At 51.0% G+C, this 22,336-nt stretch carries 14 protein-coding genes and 3 pseudogenes; 6 read left to right on the top strand and 11 right to left on the bottom strand.

Annotated elements, in window-relative coordinates:
- Positions 1-47 precede the first annotated feature (47 nt).
- The 3 genes from DYC63_RS03670 to DYC63_RS03660 are packed head-to-tail and all read right to left on the bottom strand — an operon-like array spanning position 48 to position 7,155.
- Positions 48-2,204, bottom strand: coding sequence for a RelA/SpoT family protein (locus tag DYC63_RS03670; protein ID WP_115217969.1), 2,157 nt, complete (start codon positions 2,202-2,204; stop codon positions 48-50).
- Entirely contained in the window at positions 2,201-4,846 is a 2,646-nt protein-coding gene (gene pepN, locus DYC63_RS03665; RefSeq protein WP_115217968.1) for an aminopeptidase N, read from the bottom strand. Before pepN ends, DYC63_RS03670 begins: the two co-directional genes overlap by 4 nt.
- Before the next feature lie 8 nt (positions 4,847-4,854).
- Positions 4,855-7,155: an NADP-dependent malic enzyme gene (locus DYC63_RS03660; RefSeq protein ID WP_115217967.1), complete on the bottom strand. Its 2,301-nt coding sequence runs from the start codon at positions 7,153-7,155 to the stop codon at positions 4,855-4,857.
- A 146-nt stretch (positions 7,156-7,301) separates the two neighbouring features.
- On the opposite strand from DYC63_RS03660, the gene ppc reads away from it, so the two are divergent.
- Both ppc and DYC63_RS03650 read left to right on the top strand, forming a co-directional pair.
- Entirely contained in the window at positions 7,302-10,076 is a 2,775-nt protein-coding gene (gene ppc, locus DYC63_RS03655; RefSeq protein ID WP_115217966.1) for a phosphoenolpyruvate carboxylase, read from the top strand.
- 214 nt (positions 10,077-10,290) lie between these two features.
- The gene (locus DYC63_RS03650; protein ID WP_115217965.1) at positions 10,291-10,605 is read left to right on the top strand and encodes a PepSY domain-containing protein; all 315 of its coding nucleotides are present in this window, start codon (positions 10,291-10,293) and stop codon (positions 10,603-10,605) included.
- A 59-nt stretch (positions 10,606-10,664) separates the two neighbouring features.
- On the opposite strand, the gene DYC63_RS03645 is transcribed toward DYC63_RS03650, so the two are convergent.
- Entirely contained in the window at positions 10,665-12,440 is a 1,776-nt protein-coding gene (locus DYC63_RS03645; protein WP_115217964.1) for an SLC13 family permease, read from the bottom strand.
- Positions 12,441-12,597: 157 nt separating this feature from the next.
- Between DYC63_RS03645 and DYC63_RS03640 the strand changes: the two are divergent.
- Positions 12,598-12,948: pseudogene (locus DYC63_RS03640) on the top strand (substrate-binding domain-containing protein); the annotation flags it as partial.
- Between the two features lie 80 nt (positions 12,949-13,028).
- Here DYC63_RS03640 and DYC63_RS03635 read toward each other — a convergent pair.
- The 4 genes from DYC63_RS03635 to DYC63_RS03620 are packed head-to-tail and all read right to left on the bottom strand — an operon-like array spanning position 13,029 to position 18,087.
- Positions 13,029-13,961 (bottom strand): FAD:protein FMN transferase, encoded by a 933-nt coding sequence (locus DYC63_RS03635; RefSeq protein ID WP_072280907.1) that lies wholly within the window; start codon positions 13,959-13,961, stop codon positions 13,029-13,031.
- Positions 13,962-13,964: 3 nt separating this feature from the next.
- A complete protein-coding gene (locus DYC63_RS03630; protein ID WP_115217962.1) occupies positions 13,965-15,326 on the bottom strand; it encodes an ankyrin repeat domain-containing protein in 1,362 nt (453 codons plus the stop codon).
- Between the two features lie 21 nt (positions 15,327-15,347).
- The gene (locus DYC63_RS03625) at positions 15,348-17,531 is read right to left on the bottom strand and encodes a PepSY domain-containing protein (protein WP_115217961.1); all 2,184 of its coding nucleotides are present in this window, start codon (positions 17,529-17,531) and stop codon (positions 15,348-15,350) included.
- A 43-nt stretch (positions 17,532-17,574) separates the two neighbouring features.
- Positions 17,575-18,087: a DUF2271 domain-containing protein gene (locus tag DYC63_RS03620; protein WP_078055496.1), complete on the bottom strand. Its 513-nt coding sequence runs from the start codon at positions 18,085-18,087 to the stop codon at positions 17,575-17,577.
- Positions 18,088-18,235: 148 nt separating this feature from the next.
- Between DYC63_RS03620 and DYC63_RS03615 the strand changes: the two genes are divergently transcribed.
- Together DYC63_RS03615 and DYC63_RS13695 are read left to right on the top strand one after the other, a co-directional pair.
- Positions 18,236-18,538 (top strand): IS630 transposase-related protein, encoded by a 303-nt coding sequence (locus DYC63_RS03615; RefSeq protein ID WP_112863885.1) that lies wholly within the window; start codon positions 18,236-18,238, stop codon positions 18,536-18,538.
- Positions 18,499-19,074 carry an IS630 family transposase gene (locus DYC63_RS13695; RefSeq protein ID WP_115217960.1) on the top strand — a complete coding sequence of 192 codons (576 nt, stop codon included), beginning with the start codon at positions 18,499-18,501 and terminating at the stop codon, positions 19,072-19,074. The genes DYC63_RS03615 and DYC63_RS13695 overlap by 40 nt, the downstream gene beginning before the upstream one ends.
- A 16-nt stretch (positions 19,075-19,090) precedes the next feature.
- Here DYC63_RS13695 and DYC63_RS03605 read toward each other — a convergent pair.
- A pseudogene (locus tag DYC63_RS03605) lies at positions 19,091-20,002 on the bottom strand (IS110-like element IS5708 family transposase); the annotation flags it as partial.
- A 224-nt stretch (positions 20,003-20,226) separates the two neighbouring features.
- On the opposite strand from DYC63_RS03605, the gene DYC63_RS03600 reads away from it, so the two are divergent.
- Entirely contained in the window at positions 20,227-21,432 is a 1,206-nt protein-coding gene (locus DYC63_RS03600) for an IS256 family transposase (RefSeq protein ID WP_115217959.1), read from the top strand.
- 78 nt (positions 21,433-21,510) lie between these two features.
- Here DYC63_RS03600 and DYC63_RS03595 read toward each other — a convergent pair whose 3' ends face one another.
- A complete protein-coding gene (locus tag DYC63_RS03595) occupies positions 21,511-22,002 on the bottom strand; it encodes a SprT-like domain-containing protein (protein WP_425452118.1) in 492 nt (163 codons plus the stop codon).
- 64 nt (positions 22,003-22,066) lie between these two features.
- Positions 22,067-22,186, bottom strand: a pseudogene (locus DYC63_RS03590) (IS1 family transposase); the annotation flags it as partial.
- Positions 22,187-22,336 lie beyond the last annotated feature (150 nt).

Below are 22,336 nucleotides of genomic sequence, written 5' to 3'. Positions count from 1 at the left end.
CGATAATTTTCTATTTTTAAGTGATGTCGGACACAAGTATCCTACTACTATTTTTGCAGGCGGCGGACTTCGGCGACGTCTTTGGTTTGCAAAAGGCGGTCGATGAGGCGCGAGAGTTGCGCCATATCGGCGATTTCCAGTGTAAAGCGTCCTTCTAATTGGTGGCGCTGATTGTGTTTCATGTCCACGTGCAAAATGGGGATGCGTTCGTTTGCCACGACTTGCGAAATGTCGCGCAGGATGTGCGGACGGTCAAAGGCAAGTATTGCCAAATCAATGGCATAGCTGCCGCTTTCATTGTCTCTCCAGCGTACGTCGATTATCCGCTCGGGGTGGACTTTGCCCAGATGTTCGATGTTTTGGCAGTCGCGGCGGTGAATGTTGATGCCGCGGCCTTGGGTGATGAAGCCGATGATGGCGCTAGGCGGCACGGGTTGGCAGCAGGTGGCGAAGTTGACCATGAGGTCTTCCACGCCGTCGATTTCCACATTGCCGCTGCGCGCTTTGCGTGCGGTTTTGAGCGGGATGCGCGCAAGGCGTTCGTTGAGGCTGAGGTGTTTCTGCGGTTGGTGCGCCTGTTGGCGGGCGGCGATTTCATGGGCGACGGTGAGCAGGTTCAAATCGCCGAAGCCGATGCCGGCAAATAAGTCGTTTTCGCTGTGGACGTTGAATTTTTTGGCGATTTCGGTGAGGTCGCCGTGGTTGTCGATGCTTAGGCGGCGCAATTCGCGCAGCAGCATTTCTTTGCCGAGTTCGATGCTTTTTTCTTTGGCCTGCTTTTTGAAGTAGCTGCGCACTTTGGCTTTGGCGCGCCCGCTTTGCAGATAGCCTAAATGGTCTGAAAGCCAGTCCCAGCTGGGATTGGGTTCTTTTTGTGTGAGAATTTCGACGCTGTCGCCGTTTTTAAGCGCGGTGGTCAGCGCTACGATGCTGCCGTTGATTTTTGCGCCGCGGCAGCGGTGTCCGAGCTGGGTATGTACGTGGTAGGCGAAGTCCAAAGGCGTGGCGCCTTCGGGTAGGTCGACGACGCGTCCTTGCGGGGTAACGGCATAGACGCGTTCGCGGAAGGCTTCGTTGCGGAATTGGTCGAAGACGAGATCGCCGCGTCCTTCGTCGCCTTTGCCTTCGAGCAGGCGGCGCAGCCATTCGATTTGCTGTTCGAATTGTTTGCTGTGGCGCACGCCTTTTTCTTTGTATTTCCAATGCGCCGCTACGCCCAATTCGGCGCGTTCGTGCATTTTGCGGGTGCGGATTTGCACTTCCAGCGTGCGTTTGTCGGGCCCGATGAGGGTGCTGTGCAGGGATTGATAGCCGTTGGCTTTGGGGTTGGCGATGTAGTCGTCAAATTCTTCCGCTACCGGCTGCCACATTTCATTGACGACCGACAGGACTTGATAGCATTCGCTTTCACTTCCCACTTCCACGCGCACGGCGCGGATATCGTTGACTTGCTCGAAGCGCAAGCCTTTGCGCTTCATTTTCTGATAGATGGAATTGATGTGTTTTACGCGTCCGTAGATGCGTTGGACGGGGATTTCCGCCCGTTCTAATTGGAAGGTCAGTTCGGCGATGACGCGCTGGATATAGCGTTCGCGATCCACGCGTTTTTGTTCTAGGGCGGTGGATATTTCTTGATAGATATCGGGCTCGAGGATGCGCAATGCGCTGTCTTCCAGCTCCCATTTGAGTTGGGCGATGCCGAGGCGGTTTGCCAGCGGGGCGAATAAATCGCGGGTTTGCAGGGCTAGGCGCTGTTTGCCGGCATTGTCGTATTGATGGATAAGGCGCATGGCGACGACTTGCAGGGAGAGTTTTAATATCGCCGCCCGCATGTCGCTTGCCATTGCCAGCAGCATTTTGCGCAGTTGTTCCAAATCGCTTTGGTCACGGTCGTGCAGATGGTCGATTAGTGCCAAGTCGTCAAGACCGCGCAAGAGGATTAGAACGATGTCGCCGCAGCTTTCCTGCACTTGTTCGGCTGTGATGCGTTTGGCGCGCCAAGCGGTAACTAAGATGCCGGCGCTGACAAGGGTGGCGTCGCCGCGCAGTTCGACGAGCAGTTGGGTGAGGATTTTTGTGCGTTCGTCGCCCTCTTCCTGCGCGTCGCCGAAGGCAAGCTGCGCCGCGGCTTCAATGAGTTCGCGCGCTGCGGTATCGGGATAGACGGCCTGTCCCGGCAGCCAAGCAGCACGCGCTGTGCTCATGATTTGAGTCCGTTCAAGAGGCGTTCGAGTACTTCGCGCACGTCCACGCTCAAGCCTTCAATGTCTGCCAATGCGCCGAGTTCTTGACGGGCGAGGGTTTTTCTTTGCTCGTCCAGTTTGCTGACGCTGCTGAATGCCCCTAATAAACGCGCTGCCAATTGCGGATTTTGCAGGATGATGCGGCGGATTTGCGTGCAGACGAAGCGGTAGCCGGCGCCGTCGCCTTGGTGGAAGATGGCAGGGTTCATTTGCGTAAGCGGCGCGATGAGGGCGCGGAAGCGGTTCGGATTGCCGATGTGGTAATCCTCGCGCGCGGCTAAGGCACTGATGCGCTCTAATGCTTCGGGACAGTTGTCTTTGGCTTGCAAAGCGAACCATTTGTCGATGACTAGGGGTTGCTCGGCGAAGCCTTGGCGGAAGTCCGCTAAGGCTTGCTCACGGCATTTGTCGGCGCGCATCATTAAGGCATCAAGGGCATTGACACGCTCGGTCATACATTGGGCTTCCTGATAATATTTGATTAGGCGTTCGCCGACGCTGTCGTCTTCAAAGACCGCCAATGCGCGCCAAGCCACGGCACGCAGGGCGCGTATGCCGGCATCGCGGACGCTGAATTTGGCTTGGGTTTCTTCTTTGTCGTTTTCCAAATAATCCGACCAAGCACGGCGCATTTTCAGCGCAATGATGCGCACGATGCGTTCATAGGCACCGACTGCTTTGTCCATGTCTATCGGGGCTTCCAGATAGGGCAGGAGACTGTCGAGGCTCGGCAATGCCAAGAGCAGAGCTTTTTCGCCGGCGCTGAATTTGTCGTTTGCCAAGACGTGCATCATCATTTCCGCCACGTCTTTGGCATGGTCTTTGGTTTTCAGCGGTTTTTGCAGGGCGGTCATAAACAGACGGCGATAGGAAATTTGCATCGCTTCGTAGCGGGCGAAGCCGTCCGGCGCATGGCGGACGATAACCGCCAGTTCTTCATTGCTGTAATGGTGTTCGTAATAAACCGGTGCGGAAAAGCCCATCATCAGGACGGGGATTAAATCTTCTTCGCCGCGTTCAAAGGACCAACTGCCGCGTGTTTGGTCAAGCATCAGCAATTTGCTGTAGCTACCGTCGCTGAAGCGGTATTGCCGTCCATTGGGGGAAATCAGCGCCAAGCGGATGGGAATGACTAACGGACGCGCAGGGCTGACCGCAGAGGTGTCCTGATGCGCGGAGATTGTGAAATGGCGGTTGTGTTGGTTGTAAGCGGAGGTGAAATTGACTTTCGGCGTGCCGGCAGTGGTGTACCAATCAAAGAATTGTTTGGTGAAAGGATAGCCGCCGGCATCTTCCATACATTGTGCAAAGTCTTCAATCCGCACCGCCTGTCCGTCATGGCGCTTGACGTATAGTGCCATGCCTTTTTGGAAGGCTTCTTCGCCGATAATGGTGTGGTACATGCGGATGATTTCCGCCCCTTTTTCATAGACGGTGGCGGTGTAGAAATTATCAATGGCGGCGTATTCTTGCGGCTGCACGGGGTGGCGCATCGGACCGGCGTCTTCGGCGAATTGCACGCGCCGCAGCAGGCTGACGTTGTTAATCCGCTCGATGTCGCGCTCGTTCATGTCGCAAGAGAATTCCTGATCGCGGAAAACGGTCAGGCCTTCTTTTAAAGAGAGCTGGAACCAGTCGCGGCAGGTGATGCGGTTGCCCGTCCAGTTGTGGAAGTATTCGTGTCCGATGACTGCCTGAATGCCGTGAAAATCGGCGTCGGTAGCGGTTTCGATGTCGGCGAAAACGTATTTGGTGTTGAAAATATTGAGGGATTTGTTTTCCATCGCGCCCATGTTGAAGTCGCTGACCGCCACGATGTTAAAGCGGTTTAAATCATAGGAGAGATTGAAGCGTTTTTCGTCCCAGTTGATCGAATCGACCAAGGCTTGCATGGCGTAATCGGTTTGCGAGATGAATTTGGCTTCGGTGTAAATCCGCAGTTCGATTTTTTTGCCTTTGGCGGTGGTGATGCGGCGGCTGACTTGCGCCAAATCGCCCGCGACCAATGCAAAAAGGTAGCTGGGCTTAGGATGCGGGTCGTGCCAGACGCTGTAGTAATTGTCTTCGCCTAAATCACCGTGCTGTTCCAAATCGCCGTTGGAGAGCATCACGGGGTTTTGCTGCTTATTGCCTTCAATCCGTACGCGGTAGGTCGCCAATACGTCCGGACGGTCTAAGGTGAAGGAGATGCGGCGAAAGCCCTGCGCCTCGCATTGGGTGCAGTAAATGCCGTTTGAGCGGTATAGTCCCGATAATTCTTTGTTTTCATCAGGATGTATGCGTACTTCCGTTTCTAAGACAAATTCGTCCGCCACGTCGAAGAGGGTCAGCAAATCGTTTTCATAGCGGTATTGCCCGCTTTCCAAGGCTTTGCCGTTGACGGCAATCGACAGCAGTTCCAATCCTTCGCCGTTGAGGACAAGGTGTTTTTCGCGTTCGATTGTCCAGCCGTTGGCGTCGGTTTTTTCCTGCACGCGGCGGATTTTCTGCTGATGCGCCACGCGCACGCTGTCTTCTTGCAGATAAAACTGCAGTTCGTGATGGTCAATGCCGAAAGCGGGTTTGCTGTAGTCAGCCAGTCGTACGATATTCAACTCACTCATAATCTTTACTATTTCGCTTGAATTCCTAAACGCTCGTAATAAGCTTGGGTTTCTGTTACCGCGATGGCGGCAAGGTTTAAAATGCGGCGGCTAGTGGCGACTTTGGTCAGCACCATGGCGGGACGCGCCAAGCCGACTAAAATTGGACCGACGACGTTGCCGTCCGTCAGCACTTTCATCAGGTTGTAGCCGATATTGGCGGCGTCGAGATTCGGCATCACGAGCAAATTCGCGCTGCCGCTGAGGCGGTTGTTCGGATAGACGCCTCGGCGCACTTCTTCCGCCAAAGCCGCGTCTGCCTGCATTTCGCCTTCGATTTCCAAATCGGGTTTTGCTTGGCGGATTAATTCCAATGCCGCGCGCATTTTCTGCGAGCTGTCTAATTCGCCGTGATCGCCGAAATTCGACTGCGACAGCAGCGCGACTTTCGGCTTAATGCCCAAGCGCTGCATCATATCTACGCTGGCTAAGGTGATTTCCGCCAATTCCTGCGCATTGGGATTGTTATGCACATGGGTATCGGCGATGAAGACCGTGCCTTTGGGCGAGATGACCATGCTGACCGCCGCCGGACGACTCAAGCCTTCCTGCATGCCCAAGATGCTGCGCACGCGGCGCAGGTGGCGGTCGTAACGTCCGACCGTGCCGCAAACCATGGTGTCGGCATAGCCTAGTTTGACTAGCATCGCCGCCAATACCGTCGGACGCGTGTTCAAATGGATTTTCGCTTCCTGCGGATCGACCCCGTCGCGGCCGCGCAATTCGTGATAAGCACGGTGGCAGGCTTCATAATAAGGGTTGTTCATCGGCTCGATCAGCTCAAAATCGCCATCAGCTTTAATCGAGAGATTGTTTTCCTCGATTTTCTTGAGAATCGTGCTGCGCCGCCCAATAACAATCGGACGGCAGATGCCTTCTTGCACCGCCGCTTCCACCGCGCGCAAGACGCGCAATTCTTCGCCTTCGGCAAAGGCGACTTTCAAAGGATTGGCTTTGGCGCGCTCCAATACCGGCTTCATTACAAAACCGCTGCGGTTGAATAATGCGCCCAATTGCTCGGCATAGGCGGCCAAATCTTCAATCGGACGGCGCGCCACGCCGGATTTCATCGCCGCTTCGGCAACAGCGACCGGAATGCGCGTAATCAAACGCGGATCGAAAGGTTTGGGAATCACATAATCCGCGCCGAAGACCATATTCGCGCCGCCGTAAGCCGCCGCCACTTCTTCGCCGGTCGGCTCTTTCGCCAAATCCGCCAAAGCATAGACCGCCGCCATCTGCATCTCATCGTTAATCGTGGTCGCGCCCACATCCAATGCGCCGCGGAACAGATAAGGGAAGCAAAGCACATTATTGACTTGATTAGGGAAGTCGGAACGCCCTGTGGCGACGATGGCATCATCGCGCACCGCATGCACTTCATGCGGCATGATTTCCGGCACCGGATTGGCAAGGGCAAGAATCAGCGGTTTTGCCGCCATCGATTTGACCATCTCGGCATTGACTACGCCGGCTTTTGAAACGCCTAAAAAGACATCCGCGCCGACCATGGCTTCCGCCAAGCTGCGGGCGCTGGTATTGCTGGCGGTATATTGCGCCTTGCGCGCATCGAGCTTGTCGCCGCGTTCGGCATAAATCGGGCCTTTAGAATCGCAGACGATGACGTTTTCGCGCTTCACACCCAAGACGCAGAACATATCCAAGCAGGCCATGCCCGCCGCGCCGGCGCCCGAAGCCACGACTTTCACTTCATCGATTTTCTTGCCCTGCAAACGCAGAGCATTGATTAAGGCAGCGGCGGAGATAATCGCCGTGCCGTGTTGATCATCATGAAAAACGGGAATTTGCATACGCTCGCGCAGGCGGCGTTCGATTTCAAAGCATTCGGGGGCTTTGATGTCTTCCAGATTGATGCCGCCGAAAGTCGGCTCGAGGCTGGCGACGATATCGACGAATTTATCGATATCGGTTTCATTGACTTCAATATCAAAAACATCAATGCCGGCGAATTTTTTAAACAAGACACCCTTGCCTTCCATCACGGGTTTGCCCGCCAAAGCGCCGATATTACCCAAACCCAGCACCGCCGTGCCGTTGGAAATTACCGCCACCAAATTGGCGCGCGAGGTCAGATAATCGGCTTGCAGAGGGTCTTCCTGAATCGCTTCGCAGGCATAGGCGACGCCCGGCGAATATGCCAAAGACAAATCGCGTTGATTGGCTAAGGTTTTTGTCGGTACAACAGAAATTTTGCCCGGAGTCGGATAGCGGTGGAAGCGTAGCGCCTCTTCTTTAAAGGAATTGCTCATAATAATCTCGCCATGAAATGAAAATGTGCGCCATTCTAACAGATTTATGCGTCTTGACTGCGGATAATTGCTTTGTGCGGCGCAAACATTGCAAAGTCGCAAACTGCGTCCTAATATGCGCTTTTCATCATTTTTGGGGATAGAACATGACTTCTAATTATTCGGATTTGCGCGAACGCATCCGTTTGCTCGGACAATTGCTGGGCGATTGCATCAGCACACATAATGGGGAAAAAGCCTTGGCTGCCGTAGAGAGCCTGCGCACCGGATTTATCGAGCAACGCCTCAATCCCAGTCAAGAAGCGCTTGAAGCATTGTTTCAGCAAATCGCCGACAGCGACACGCAGACCCTGAAAGTCGTTACCCGCGCTTTCAGTCTTTATTTCTCCCTTGCCAACCTTGCCGAAGAAAGTCTGCTCGCCGACCGCCGCCGCCTGATGCGTGACCAAGACAATATCGAATGGTACGGCTCCTTCCGCCGCAGCCTGCGCGAATGCCGCGAAAACAACATCAGCCCGCAGGACATTCACAGCATGCTCAAGCAATTGCGCGTGATACCCGTCTTTACCGCCCACCCCACCGAAGCGCGCCGCCGTACCACCATGACCCTCTTGCAGCGGATTTACCAAGCCTGCATCGAGCGCTTCGGCGACAACCTCAATGAAAGCGAGCAGGCGGCAGCGGAAGCAGAAATCCGCGACATTTTGGACATGCTTTGGGCATCTGACGAAGTCCGTACGCGCAAGCCGATCGTATTTGATGAAATTAACAACGGTCTGCACTATTTCCGCACCAGTTTATTTGCCGCCATACCGCGCATTTACCGCAATTTCGACCGCGCGGTCGCCAAAATTTACCCCGAACTCGCCGAAGAAAGTGTGCCGAGCTTTTTGCGCTTCGGCTCGTGGATTGGCGGCGATCGGGACGGCAATCCCTTCGTGACCCATGAAACCACGCGCCAAGCCGTGCTGATGCACGCGGAAACCATTTTGGCGCATTACGACCAATTGCTCAAAGCCCTCGGCGGACAACTCGTGCATAGCGACACCATCGTGGCGGTTCCCGCTAGCATCCGCGCTCGCATTCAAAGCGACAGCGCGCTGGATGCCCAAGTCTTTGAATACAACCTTGACGACTACCTCAACGAACCCTACCGCCGCCTCATCGCCATCATGCGGCGCAAATTAGCCTGCACGCGCAAACACATCGCCGCCCTAGGTACGGATGCGGCGGCGAAAACCCATGCCTATCAAAACCCGAACGAATTGCTGGCGGATCTGCATCTTATCCGCGATGCGCTCTACACCTACGACCAAAACGCCGCCAACGGCAGCATTTTCGACCTCATCCGCCTGATTGAAACCTGCGGTTTCCACCTTGCTTCTCTTGATATCCGCCAAGAATCGGGCTGGCATTACGAAGTCATCTGCAACCTCTTCGACCAAGCGCCCAACCTGCCGGATTACCGCAGCTTGGACAATGACCAGCGCTTTGCCGTTTTGCAGCAACTGCTGGCGCATAAAGGCGCACCGCTGATTTACACCGACAACCTCAGCGCCCAAAGCCAAGAACAGCTCGCTCTGATGCGCACCCTTGCCGAACTCCGCGCCCTTTGCGGCGAAGACACCTTCGGTAGCTACATCATCTCAATGGCAAGCCACGGCTGCCACGTCTTGGAAGTGCTGCTGCTCATGCGCTTTGCCGGACTCTCGGGTATTGACGAAGACGGTAAACCCTTTGCCGCCCTGCCAGTCGCGCCGCTCTTTGAAACCATTGAAGATTTGAAAGCAATCGAAGAAGTCCTGCCGCAACTCTTCGCCGATACGCAATACCGTAAACTGCTGGAAGGACAAGACCGCCGCCAAGAAATCATGCTCGGCTACTCCGACAGCAGCAAAGACGGCGGCATCCTGACCTCCGCTTGGCAACTCTATCGCGCTCAGCAAACCATCACGCAAATCGCGCATTCCTACGGACTGCAAACCCGCCTCTTCCATGGACGCGGCGGCTCCGTCAGCCGCGGCGGCGGCAGCACCCACCACGCCATTGCCGCCCAACCTGCCGGCACCCTGCAAGGCGAAATCAAATTTACCGAGCAAGGCGAAGTCTTATACGCCAAATACGCCAATACCGAAACCGCCGTCTATGAACTCACCCTTGCCATCACCGGCGCGCTGAAAGCCACCGCCACACAATTCTCGCGTGCCCCCGAACAGCTCGACGACTACGAAGGCATGATTGCCAAACTGGCGGATCGCTGCGAACAACGCTATCGCGCTCTGACCGACCACAGCGAACAATTCTACGAATTCTTCTCCCAAGCCACGCCGATTGCCGAAATCAGCCTGCTCAACATCGGCTCGCGTCCGGCGCACCGCAAAAAAGGCACGCCGACCAAGCAAACCATCCGCGCCATTCCTTGGGTCTTCTCATGGTCGATGGCGCGCTTTACCCTGCCGGCATGGTACGGCGTCGGCAGCGCGCTCAGCGATTTAAGCGCCGAAGAACAAACCCTAGTCGATGAAATGTATCGCCAATGGCCCTTCTTTAACGCCTTTATAAGCAATACCGAAATGGCCTTTGCCAAATCCGACATGAACATCGCCGCCCATTACAGCGAACTCTGCCGCGACGAAGCCTTGCGCGAACGCATCATGAACGACATCCGCGCCGAAGCCGCACGCACCGCAGACGGACTGAACCGCATGATCGGACAGCCGCAGCTCTTGGCGCAGCAAAGCGAACTCGCCACCTCCCTGCAATGGCGCAATGCCTATCTTGATCCCATGCACCATATCCAAATCGAGCTTCTGCAACGCAGCCGTGTCCAAGATTTGGACGAGCAAAGTCGCGCCGACATCAACAATCCGCTCCTGCGTACCATCAATGCCATCGCGGCAGGGCTGCGTAACACGGGTTAAGATTGCCCATCAGCTGATAAGAAGCCCGTCGCATGGCGGGTTTTTGTGGAAAAAGAGCGATAAAGCCGCTGCCGATAATAAAGTAATTAAGGATAAATAAACATTGTGTAATTATAAGCAAAGCGTAATGTTGCTTATTTATGGTGGATTTATAATCTCGCGTAATGAATCTTGATTCAGACTCTTAAACTTAAACTGTAATAAAGGACAAATGATGAAAAAATTTATTTCGATTGCCGCTTTAGCCGTTTTGACTGCTCCGGTCTTTGCTCAATATGCTGATCGTTATGATGACGACGCACGCTATTACCAGCAACATCAAGGAGAATATATCTCTCATGACAAGGCGGCGGAAATCGCCATTCAAGCAGCGGGCGGCGGTGTAGTGACTGATGTGGATTTTGAATACAGCCAATATCGCGGCGCGCGTTTTGAAGTGGAAGTACATCATAACGGTATGGAGCATGACATTGTAATTGATGCCAAATCAGGCAAGATTAGACGTCATAGCGTAGAGCGTGACGATTAATTATCACCATTTTAAAAAAGCCGGCTGCAAGCCGGCTTTTTTGCGCTCTCGTTTTGAGTTTAAAACGATGTGGGGCGGAAAGGAAAAATCAGCGGAATAAGCAACAAAGCCGCTGCTGCATAGGTAAAGAGAATTGCCCAACCGAAGCGGAGAAAATCTTTAACGCGGTAATTGCCGGGGGTGTAAATCATCAAATGGGTTTGATAGCCGAAAGGCAATAAAAAGCAGGCGCTTGCGCCATAAGTCACTGCCATCACAAAAGGCAGATAACTGACTTCCAAAGCGGCGGCGGTCTGCAAAGCCAGCGGAATGGCAAGAGCGGCGGCGGCATTATTGGTGATAATCTCAGTCAACAAAACCGTCAATACAAAGATAATCAGCAGGGAAAGATAGGCATTGTTATCGGGCGATAAGAGCATGACCGCCTGTCCTAACATAGCGGCGGCGCCGGTGGTCTCCAAACCTTTGGAAACTACTAATGCCGAGCCGATAACCAATAATAAATCAAAGGGAAAACGGCGGCGCATTTGGTCAAGGCTTAGGCAGCCGGTGAGCAGATACAATCCCAGCAACATCAGCAAGCCTTTAAATAAAGAAAAAATTTCTAAGGCGGAAGCCAGAATCACAAGCACAAAACTCAGCGCGACCAGAATGCTTTTGCCTTTGGAGAGCGTGTGGCTGTGTTTGTCGTTTTGGTTCAGGATATGGAAATTGCGCTCATTGGTGCGCTGGCGGTAGAAAGTATCGGCAATCGCCAATAATAAAGCATCGCCGACACGCAGCGGAATGCGGTCAAGTCGTCCTGTCAGACGTTTGTTGCCGCGACGAATACCGACTACGGCGGCATGAAAGCGGTTATTAAAATCGACTTTTTCCAAGGTGCTATACAGTAATTCGGATTCATTGGTAATGATGACTTCCACCAAATTCGATTTCAGTACCTCGTTTGCCGCACCGCCGAGCAACTGCAAATGCTTGAATTTTTGCAAAAGTTGCACGTTTTCCAATGAGCCGGCAAAAATAAGATGATCACCCTGCATGATGATTTCAAATTGACTGACAGGGGAAATCAGGCGGCCGTCGCGAATAATTTCTAACAAAAATAAACCGTCTAATTGCCCGATGCCGCCGCTTTTAATCGTTTTGCCGATTAAATCGGACTCAGCTCCCACAGCGGCGGTGAGAAAATAGGCGGCGGTTTCGTCTGTGGCGCTTGGCTGATGATTGGGCAAATGATTGCGCCGCCAATAGACAATGCCTAAGCAGACCAACATAATCGGTACGCCGACTAAAGCAAAGCTAAACATTTTCAAAGGCTCATAGCCGGCATTGACCACAAAAGAATTGACGACCATATTGGTGGAGGTGCCGACAAGAGTGGTAATGCCGCCTAAAATGGTGGCGTAAGACAAAGGAATCAGCAAACGCGAAGCGGCAATATGTCTTTGGCGCATGATTTGCCCTAAAAAGGCGGCGACAACGGCAGTATTATTGATAAAAGCCGAGAGCAGCGCGCTCACCGAAATCAAGCGTATGAAACTGCGTTTTTCGTCCTGTTGAATCATTTGGCGGGAAAAATACTGAATCAGCTGCGAACGCTCCACCGCCATGGAGCAAATCAATAATAAAATCAGCGTCATTAAAGCGGTATTGGTAAAACCGCCGAGAAATTGGGGAATGCTGACAATATCCAACAGTACGTAAACCGCCGCCAAGACTGTAAAGGCCAAAGCCGCCGGCACAATGTTCAAAATCAGTAAAGCGAGCAAAATCGGAATGCTGCACAACACAAACCATTTCTGCCATTCGCCCGTTTCAAATAAGCTCTGCCACATAATGCTTCCATGTTTTAACTATCACACACTATAACGATAATTCGGCGCAGTTGCGCAAAAATTTACGCCCGCACCGTCTGCCGGAAAAACACCGACATATTTTCGTAACAAAGCGGCGGTATAAAGTGCTCAGAAATATTCAACCATGGAGACGATTATGAAAATCCGTTTATCAAATTTGCTTGTATCGACTGCTGTTGCGCTTGCCGGCAGTGCTTATGCCGCGAATGTGACCGGCGCCGGTGCGACTTTCCCGCAGCCTATTTATGCGGCTTGGGCGGAGGCTTATAAGGCGACGATAGGAAACGAGGTGAATTATCAAGGCATCGGTTCTTCGGGCGGCGTGAAGCAGATTAGCGCCGGCACGGTGGATTTCGGCGCTTCCGACGAGGCTTTAAAACCGGAAGTCTTGGCGGAAAAAGCTTTGGTGCAATTCCCGACGGTCATTGGCGCGGTATCTACCCATCAAATCCCCCAAGGCGAAAGCCCGAAAAATCACACTCCAACGGAGATAAAAAAACCGCCTCCAAGACGGTCAAGCATACAACCTATTTAACCCGACTAACGCCACCTATCCTCTATCAAAGCTCATCTTGCAAAACGCGCCACCCATGCCTTAGAACGAATTTCACAAATCCCCTCCTCGTCTTGCAATAAAAACAATGCCGCAATTTCTTCCTTATCCGCAAAAGCGCTCCCATGCACCGCCCCCATCACATACAACCCCGTCGCCAACGCATCCGCCGACATACAAAATTCATCCGCCACCATCACCGACAGCAACGCTCCCTCTAGTGGCTTGTGCGTTACAGGGTCAAGCGTATGCCCATAAACCTTTTCCCCAATCCGACGATATTTACGATACCCCCCCGAACCTGCCAAAGCGCCATCTTGTAGCGCCACATAATCATAAACCAACGTTTTTTCCGCTAACGGCAATTCCAAGCCAATCTGCCACGGCAATTTAGGTGCACGCCAACCCTGACACACCACCTCACCTGCCGCCTCCACCATAAAATGCGCAACCCCCAAACGACGCAATGCCCGCGCTGCATAATCCACCGCATACCCCTTTGCAATACAAGACAAATTAAGCGCCACATCCCGCGTTCTCTGCACAGCATACGCCTCACCCAATAAAAAACCAGCCTCTGATGAAGCTGGTAGAGAAGAGAGAGAAGACGGCACCGATGCATCCGCTACACTTCGACCAAAGCCCCAAGCCTCAATCGAACGCCCCAGCGCCACATCCACCGCCCCTTGCGTATAATCATACATTGCCAAAGCCGCCGCCAACACCTCATAAAGCTGTGCAGGGACAGTAAACCACTGCCCTACAGGCGTTCGGTTTAAGCGCATCAACGCCGAATGCTCACGAAAATGCGACATCTGCGCTTCCACCTCAGCCAAAGCTGACAAAACAGTTGCATGAACCACCTCATGCTCAACCCCTGCCTGCTCTCGATAGCGCACCTGCCAAGGACCGCCCATGGCAATGCCACGGGCTTGATGAATGCGCATAACTTACTGACTTAAGCGCTTGGCTATCTCACTATCTGCCAACGCCTTATTATCTTTAATAATATCTGCAGCTCTATCCTCAAAATCATCTGCAAAATCAGTTCTTGCGCCATGGTCTAACAACAATGCTAGCGATTCAGGATTTTCACTTTTAAGCGCCAAATGCATCAATGCCGACATCTTATCGCCATCTACCGCATTCACATCCGCGCCTTTTTCTATTAACGCCTGCAAAGTTTCTATGCCCATATTTTGACTCGCCGCGCCAACCAAAGCAGTCAAACCTTTTTTATTCGCCGCCTTAACATCCGCGCCTTTATCGAGTAATAGCGCCACAACCTTATCCGCATCCTTATAATCCCGTTGAGCCGCTTCAATCAAAGGCGTCATCCCCTTTTCATCTGCAACATTAATCTCAGCACCCTGCTCTAACAACAACGCCACCACATCAGGTGTATTACGCGAGGCAGCGTACATCAACGGCGTTCTCCCTTGCACGTCCTTAGCATTGACATCCAAACCTGCTTCAATAAAACGTGCAACCGCCTCCTTGCTATTGCGATAAGAGGCAATCGACAATCCATCGCGCCCTTCTTTATTTTTAACTTTTACGTCAAAACCTTGTCCTAATAAATACTCAACAACCGCCACATCATTACGCAACGCCGCCTGCAAAAGCAAATTATTACCTGCCTCATCAACAGAATCTTTTGCAAACCCCTCACTGATTAACCATGCAATCACCTCAGGATTTTTATTTCGCGCTGCTGCCAAAAGCAAGGCATTTTTCCCCTTATCGGCAACTACTTTTAAATCAGAAAGCTTCGCCACCGTTTTTACCGCCTCAAGATTAGGATTGAGATTAGCTGCTGCTAAAGCCGCATTCATCCCAAGTTCATCCAGCTCATTCGGGTCAAGCCCCTGTGCTATCAAATACTCAAACACCGCAGGGTCATTTTGATTAAATGCCGCAAACGCAAACGCATTACGCTCGCTATCATCTAACACCGTCAAATCCGCCCCCAATTCAACCAAATGTTTCACCACATCCAGCGAACTCCCATACGCCGCATAAAAAATCGCAGGGCGCCCATCATGCCCAATCCGATGAATATCCGCCCCCTGCTCAAGCAAATAATTCACCACCTCCAACGGCGCTCCATAACGCAACGCATTTATCAAAGGCGTAAATTGTCTGCTATCCATTTCCTTCACATCGCTTCCTGCCTTTACCACCTCTTCCACCTTCGCGGTATTCACATCCTTCCAAAAATCTTTTTTCAATAAAGGATTTTCTGAAGCTGCCCAAACACCTTGCATAGCAGCCAAAGCCACTGATAACGCCAAAATATTTAACTTACGCATAGTTACTCCTAACAATTTTTATCAATAAATATCTTCTAACAAACGATTTTGCCGCCTTAGCTCATCAAGCGTTAGCCCAACAGCCTGCGCACAAACCGCTAATTCCACACACACCGCAGCCGCCATCTCACGACCACCACAAATCATCACCACAGCCCCTGCACGCAAACGCTCTATCAAATGCGAACGCTCACGCGCCACCACCGCCTGCACATACTCTTTTGCCTTCACACGCGACCATGCTGGATAAAATCCAGATAAACGCCCATCAGCAAGCCAGCTTACAATCTCATCGCCATACAGCCCATCCACCTCAGGCTGCCGCCCACCCCAAAATAAATCCAAGGCGCGTCCAGAATGGTTATGCCGAATCATTCCCACAAAAGGCGCAATCCCCGTCCCCGCACCAATCATCACCACCGCCCCTTTTTTAGGCAAATGAAACCGCGGATTGCGCACCACCACCCCTTCAACCGCCTCCCCCAAAGAGAGATGACACAACCAAGGCGAACACAATCCACCTTGCTGATAACGCACACAAATCTCCACCGCATCATCATATTTAGAATGCGAGCCTAAGGAATACAACCTTGGCACCGCACAATCAGGCACATAAACCGCCAACCAATCCCCTGGTTCATGCTTAGGCATACGCCCAGCGCCCAAACGCAACACCGCCAACGGCACATTAAGCGCCTCCCCATAAAGCGTTTTCTCCTTAAGATAAAAAGTCTGCGTTTTCGGACGTTTAGGCACATAGTCCACCACCAACGAATGCCCCAAACACCGCCCCACTTCAGCACACCACGACGTAAACGCCTGCGAGGACTGCTTATCAATATATCCAAGCGGCAACATTGCCTCCCCACAACGCTCAGTCACCGCCAAAGCCACCTGTTCACCAAAAGCACAGAACTTCACAAAGGCGCGGTCTCCAAAAGCCAATGTTGCATGGCGTAAACCCTCAGTAGGTTCAAACGCCGCCAAACGCGTTAAAAATCGCGTCGCTGACTGTGGCGCATCCCCATCCCCATAAGTAGAAGTTAACAACAACAGCGTCTCAAGTTTTGGATAATGCCCCCCCAACGCATTCATCTCAATGGTGCGCACCTGTTCACCCGCCACATGCAATGCCTCATGCAACGCCTTGGCAAATCCCCAAGTACTCCCCCCCTCAGAACCAACCAGCAATAACACCGTCGCTTCAGCTGCAGAAGCCTGATGCGGTAAACGTCCACCCCCCAATTTTCGCCCACGCCACCAAACCATCACACCCGTTACCACAAAATAAGGCACACTCAACGCCACCAGCAACAGCACCACCGCCCACCAAGGCGAACCTTCGCCCGTATGTAGCAATAACACCCAATCCATCACACGCGCTAGAAATGGCAAAGCCTCACGCGATAAAACATCGCCTGTAAATTGGTCAATAAACACATATTCACGGTCAGTCTGCACCGTCCACACATCAAACCAATCCTCAGCAATCGGATAAATCACCTCACGCACAGACGCCATCTGAATCTCTTGCAGTCCGTGCAAAGTCCAAGGCTCAACCGCCTCCAACTCCTGCAAGCTTTCAGGATAAGCAGGTGGTTTATCCGCCCCAGCAGAGACCAAATCAAACGTTACCGCAGATAACCAAATCGCCGTTATAGTCGTTATCAGCAATGGCAACAATGCCAAGCGCCCAAGCGCTGAATGCGATTGCCCAGCGCCCTGCCAAGACATTGGCGCAAATAATTGCCTCACCCCACCTAAACGCCGTAAAAGCAACGCCACCCCACTCACCGCTAAAACCAACATCACCAACGCACCTAAGGCAGGAAAAATCCGCCCATTTTCTCCAAGTAGCAATGAACGATGCAATTTGCGCAACCATACATAGCCCTCTGGCTCTTTTTGCTCACGCAACAAAGCGCCCGTTTGCAACGACAATCCCTGCTCTTGTAAACGGTTATTCTTGCTATAAGACAATTTAGCTTCACCCGAAACAGAAACAGATAACCGCTGGGGTGTAATGCGTGGCTGCGCCTTAGCAATCTGCTCAATGACCGCCGCCACACTCATCTCTTTAGCCCCAGCAGGTAAACGATAGGCATCATAAAGGGGTTTTGTCGCCAACAAAGCGCCTGAAACCGCCAATACTAATACCAACACCGCCAAAGCCAATCCCAGCCATGAATGAATACGACGCCACATCAGAACATCACCCCATTACAAAACAACGTGCCAATTAACAAACTTATTCCCACTTAAAGCGCAAATAGCGCACATAACCCGTCCCAGGAATTTTCTCTTTCATCTTCTCACTAGATAAAGGCGCTTCTACATCGGTTGGGAAGTTGTTTTGATCTTCAACCGAACTATCCACCCGCACCTGATACCCCTTATCCAAAATCTCATCTTCTAACTCAATGCGAATCAATGCTCTATCTCCAGGTGCGGTTGACGCGCCTGTAATCGCATCCAAATCCTGTGGCGCGCGCCCTAAATACTTCCACCAACGCGGCTGGTCTCTATACCAACGCTCCTCCTCACCAGAGACCCAAAGCGTGCGAACATAGCGCCCCTGCTCATCAACCAAATACATCGCAAAATAAGCATTTTCACCTTCATAATCATTAAGCTGAACCAAAAAAGTCCCTTCAGCAGCCACCGCTACAGAACCCAAAGCGCCCGATGCCAACACTCCAAATAGCAATGCCTTTTGCATCGCGCCAACCAAAGGTAGACGAGAACCCAAAGCTTTTGACATATCAACCTCCCTTAAAAAAATAACAAAAAACAACCCAGCAGCTTGTACAAAACACTTGCACAAGCTTAAAAAGCCTTACATCTACAGTTCAATCCATGCCACCAATGGCTTATAGTCAAGGAATCAAAAAACAGTTACACTAAAACTTATGGCATACTCAAAAGATTACAGACAAATGATATTGAACAAGCTGGCATCAGGTCATAGCTACAGAAAGCTTGTTGAAGAATATCGACTCAGCGCAACAACTATTCAACGTTGGAAGAAAAGCATAGAACGCAAGAAGTACGAACGCAAACCGGCAAAAATCGATAATGAAGCTTTAATGGCTGACGTCCAAGCTTATCCTGATGACTATTGCTATGAACGGGCAAGACGCTTTAACTGTAGCGACAGAGCTATTGCCATAGCATTAAAACGTGTCGGCATTACTCGAAAAAAAAGACCTTAATTCATCCGAAAGCAGACAAACAACAGCGCCTATTATTTCTTAAGCAGTTAGCGGCATTTGAAGCTGAAGGCAGAACCCTCATTTACTTAGATGAAAGCGGCTTTAAATCTCATGACAACAGAGCTTACGGCTATTCCCATAAAGGCTGCCCTTGTTTAGAAAAGTACAACTGGCAACTCAAAAATCAAAGCAATGCTATTGGGGCAATACATAAGAACAAGTTGTTTGCGGTAGGACTTTACGATTGCAGTATTAATAGTGATGTATTTCATTGTTGGGTAGAAGAATTGCTGTTAACACAATTGCCTGAAAACAGCGTCATTATTATGGACAATGCCAGCTTTCACAAAAGACAGGATACCCAACAGCTTATCGCAGATGCGGGACATCATATTTTATGGCTGCCGCCATACAGTCCGGATCTGAACCCAATCGAGAAAATGTGGGCTTGGCTTAAACGTAAACGCAAGGATTGGCGATTAAATTGCATCGATAAACTATTCTTTTACTTCCTGTGGATTTGTAACTCTTTTTGATTTCCTTGACTATACCAATCAACGAGCAGACCCAACGGCTAAACGAGTCCGTTCTATTCTCTGCCCCTACCATAACAGAACGGGCTCCCTGGACCAGCAGGGTTCGCAGGTAGGCATCACCCGCTTTTGTTATCCTGCCAAGCTTTGATTTTCCGCCACTACTGTATTGTGATGGCGTTAGCCCCAACCAGGCTGCCAGTTGGCGCCCGTTCTTAAAATCATGGGCATTGCCAATACTGGCGACCAGCGCACTCGCCGTTGTGGGCCCAATACCTTTCAGTTCCATTAACTGCTGGCTGCGATGATCTGTTTTGGCAACACGAGATAACACCCTGTCATATTCGGCGATTTTCTCTTCAATATTAGTGACATGTGCTAATAGATCATCAATGCACAGCCTGACCTGTACTGGCAGAGTTTCCTTCTGGTCAGAAACAGCATGACGCAGAGCATCAGTGCTTTGTGGGGCAATAACCCCGAATTCAGATACCAACCCCCGAAGACGGTTATACGTCGCTGTTCTTTCCTGAATAAATCCCTGTCTTGTCCTATGTAAGCATTGCATTGCCTGCTGGCTTTCGTCTTTGACGGGTACAAAGCGCATGTGCGGCCGCTGCACAGCCTCACAAATAGCTATTGCATCAGCTGCATCATTTTTCCCGGTCTTACCCGCCATGCGATAGGGTGAGACAAATTTCGGTGCCATCAACCGGACATCATGGCCATACTGCCTGAATAATCTTGCCCAATAGTGGGCACCCGAGCAGGCTTCCATTCCAATGACACAGGGAGGTAAACCAGCGATGAGTTCAGAAAGTGCTGCACGCGACACCTTGGGTTTAACCAGAACTGCTTTACCATTTTGGTCAACGCAGTGAACAGCAAACACATTTTTAGCAAGATCGATACCGACAGTGGTGATGGTCATAACGAATCCCTCTGGGTCAATGTTTATCCCATGATTGCATGAAAGTTAACCAGGCGCATATCCAGGGGAAGTCCCTTCCATTCGTTAAGCGTTTTAAGCTAACGGGTGATTTCGTTCCATTGAGCGCGAACCCCTGACCGTAAGGGATGTACGAAATGATCCGGCTGGGTAGTGTTCAAAAAACTGTGTCACTCCCATAAACTATCCAGAAAACAAGGAATGACATTATGCAACACTTTGACTTTAACGAAGCTTTAAAAGCCATCCAAGCAGGTAAGCCCATCACAGGCAGTGATGGGGTCCTAGCCCCGCTTATTAAACAACTTACTGAAGCAGCTTTATCAGCTGAAATAGAAAGTTATCTTGGGCAGAATCTCAATAGTAATAACCGCCGTAACGGTTACAGTAAAAAGACGGTCAAATCGACACTTGGCAGCTTCGAACTTGAAACTCCTCGTGACCGCAATGGAGAATTTGAGCCTGTCTTAGTCAAGAAACACCAAACTAAGCTCAGCCCTGAAATAGACAATCGTATCTTATCGCTGTTCTCGCACGGGATGAGCTATAGCGCTATCAAAGAGCACATTAGCGAGATTTATCAGCTTGAGGTTTCAGAAGCTGCCATCAGCAGTATCACCGACCAACTTATCCCACAACTTAAAGTCTGGCAATCCAGAGCACTGGATAGCGTTTATCCTATCGTATGGCTTGATGCTATTCACTATAAGGTCAAAGATGAGGGACGCTATGTCAATAAAGCAGTCTATACACTGTTAGCCCTCAATACTGAGGGGCATAAAGAGCTTATTGGACTTTACTGCTCTGAAAGTGAGGGCGCCAATTATTGGCTGTTTGTGCTGATGGATTTACACAATCGTGGCGTAGAAGATATTCTTATTGCCTGTGTTGATGGTTTAAAAGGCTTCCCTGAAGCCATTGAGGCGATATTTCCTAATACCGAGGTACAGTTGTGCGTGATTGATCAAATCCGTAACAGTATTCGTTACATAGCCAGCAAGGAGCAAAAAGCCTTTATGTGTGATTTAAAGCCTGTGTATAAGGCGGTTAATAAAGAATCTGCCGAATTGGCCCTTGATGAACTCGACAGACTCTGGGGCAGTAAATATCCTGCGGTGATAGCTTCTTGGCGAGAGAAATGGCATTTACTATCGGCTTATTTTAAGTACCCTGAGGCAGTCAGGAAGCCCATTTATACCACCAATACGGTTGAAGCGCTACATCGCCAGTTTCGTAAGTTGACTAAAACTAAAGGTGCTTTCCCCAATGAAAACAGCTTGCTTAAATTACTATATGTGGCTATGTTAAATGCCGGTGAGAAATGGACAAGACCTATCAACAATTGGGGACAAACTATGATGCAGTTGTCTATCCATTTCCCCGGGCGCTTAGATAAGGTGATGAGCCTTTGATTGAACTGACACAGATTTCTGAACGCCCTCCGTAGCGAGTCTGTTACGGTTCCATCAATAGCCGACAAGCGAAGCGCGTCAGTTAGCGACTTCAAAGGCTACGTTACAGTCTCCACACATCACATTCAGGTCAGGCTTCCCCCAAATATTTGTTTCGCACATAGAGCAGGTGTATTTAATCCTGTTTGATTTATTCTCATTCTTTATCGTCAACTCGCCATCTTCACCAACTTCAATCCCCATAGCTTCTAAGTCACCCGCGAACTGGTCAGCATTGCCAGATGCAATGGCCTCAAGAAGGCGATCCCTTGCTGGAAATCTATCCATCCATGAAATACGAAAATCATCCTTCATAAGCTTGTTGTATTCATCCATGAACTGGCCACCTTCAATGGCATAGTCGGCCATGCTATCACCTGTTCTGGCACCGCCGGGTTTCCCCGTAGAAGATGGCATTAAACCGATAGACTCCATTTTATCAGCCCACTCTTTATTGTGGTATCCACGGCGTCCGGGTTTACCAAAATGGTATTGCCAGAGATGGGCCATTTCATGGACAAGCGTTTGCATAATTTCTTCTGGCGGGCATACGGCAAAATAGGCGGGGTTCATTGCTATTTCATCCGTCCGGGTTCCATTGGCGTGAACAAACCTTTCGGCAGAGATAGCGCTGATGTCCGGCAGTACTTTTACCGTTACGCACCACGCCTTCAGTAGCTGAACAGGAGGGACAGCTGATAGAAACAGAAGCCACTGGAGCACCTCAAAAACACCATCATACACTAAATCAGTAAGTTGGCACCATTACCGGCACTTGCGCTATGTCGAATTCCTCCCGACGAGCGCAACTGGAAAAAAAATCAAGAGTACTTTCAAAGCGACAGGAATTGCCTTTCCTTGCTTA

Origin of the sequence: Suttonella indologenes, assembly GCF_900460215.1 — a bacterium.
In the GTDB taxonomy this organism is placed as follows: Bacteria; Pseudomonadota; Gammaproteobacteria; order Cardiobacteriales; family Cardiobacteriaceae; genus Suttonella; species Suttonella indologenes.
Note: the sequence above shows the minus strand (reverse complement) of the source record. Positions and strands in the feature narration are given on the sequence as shown.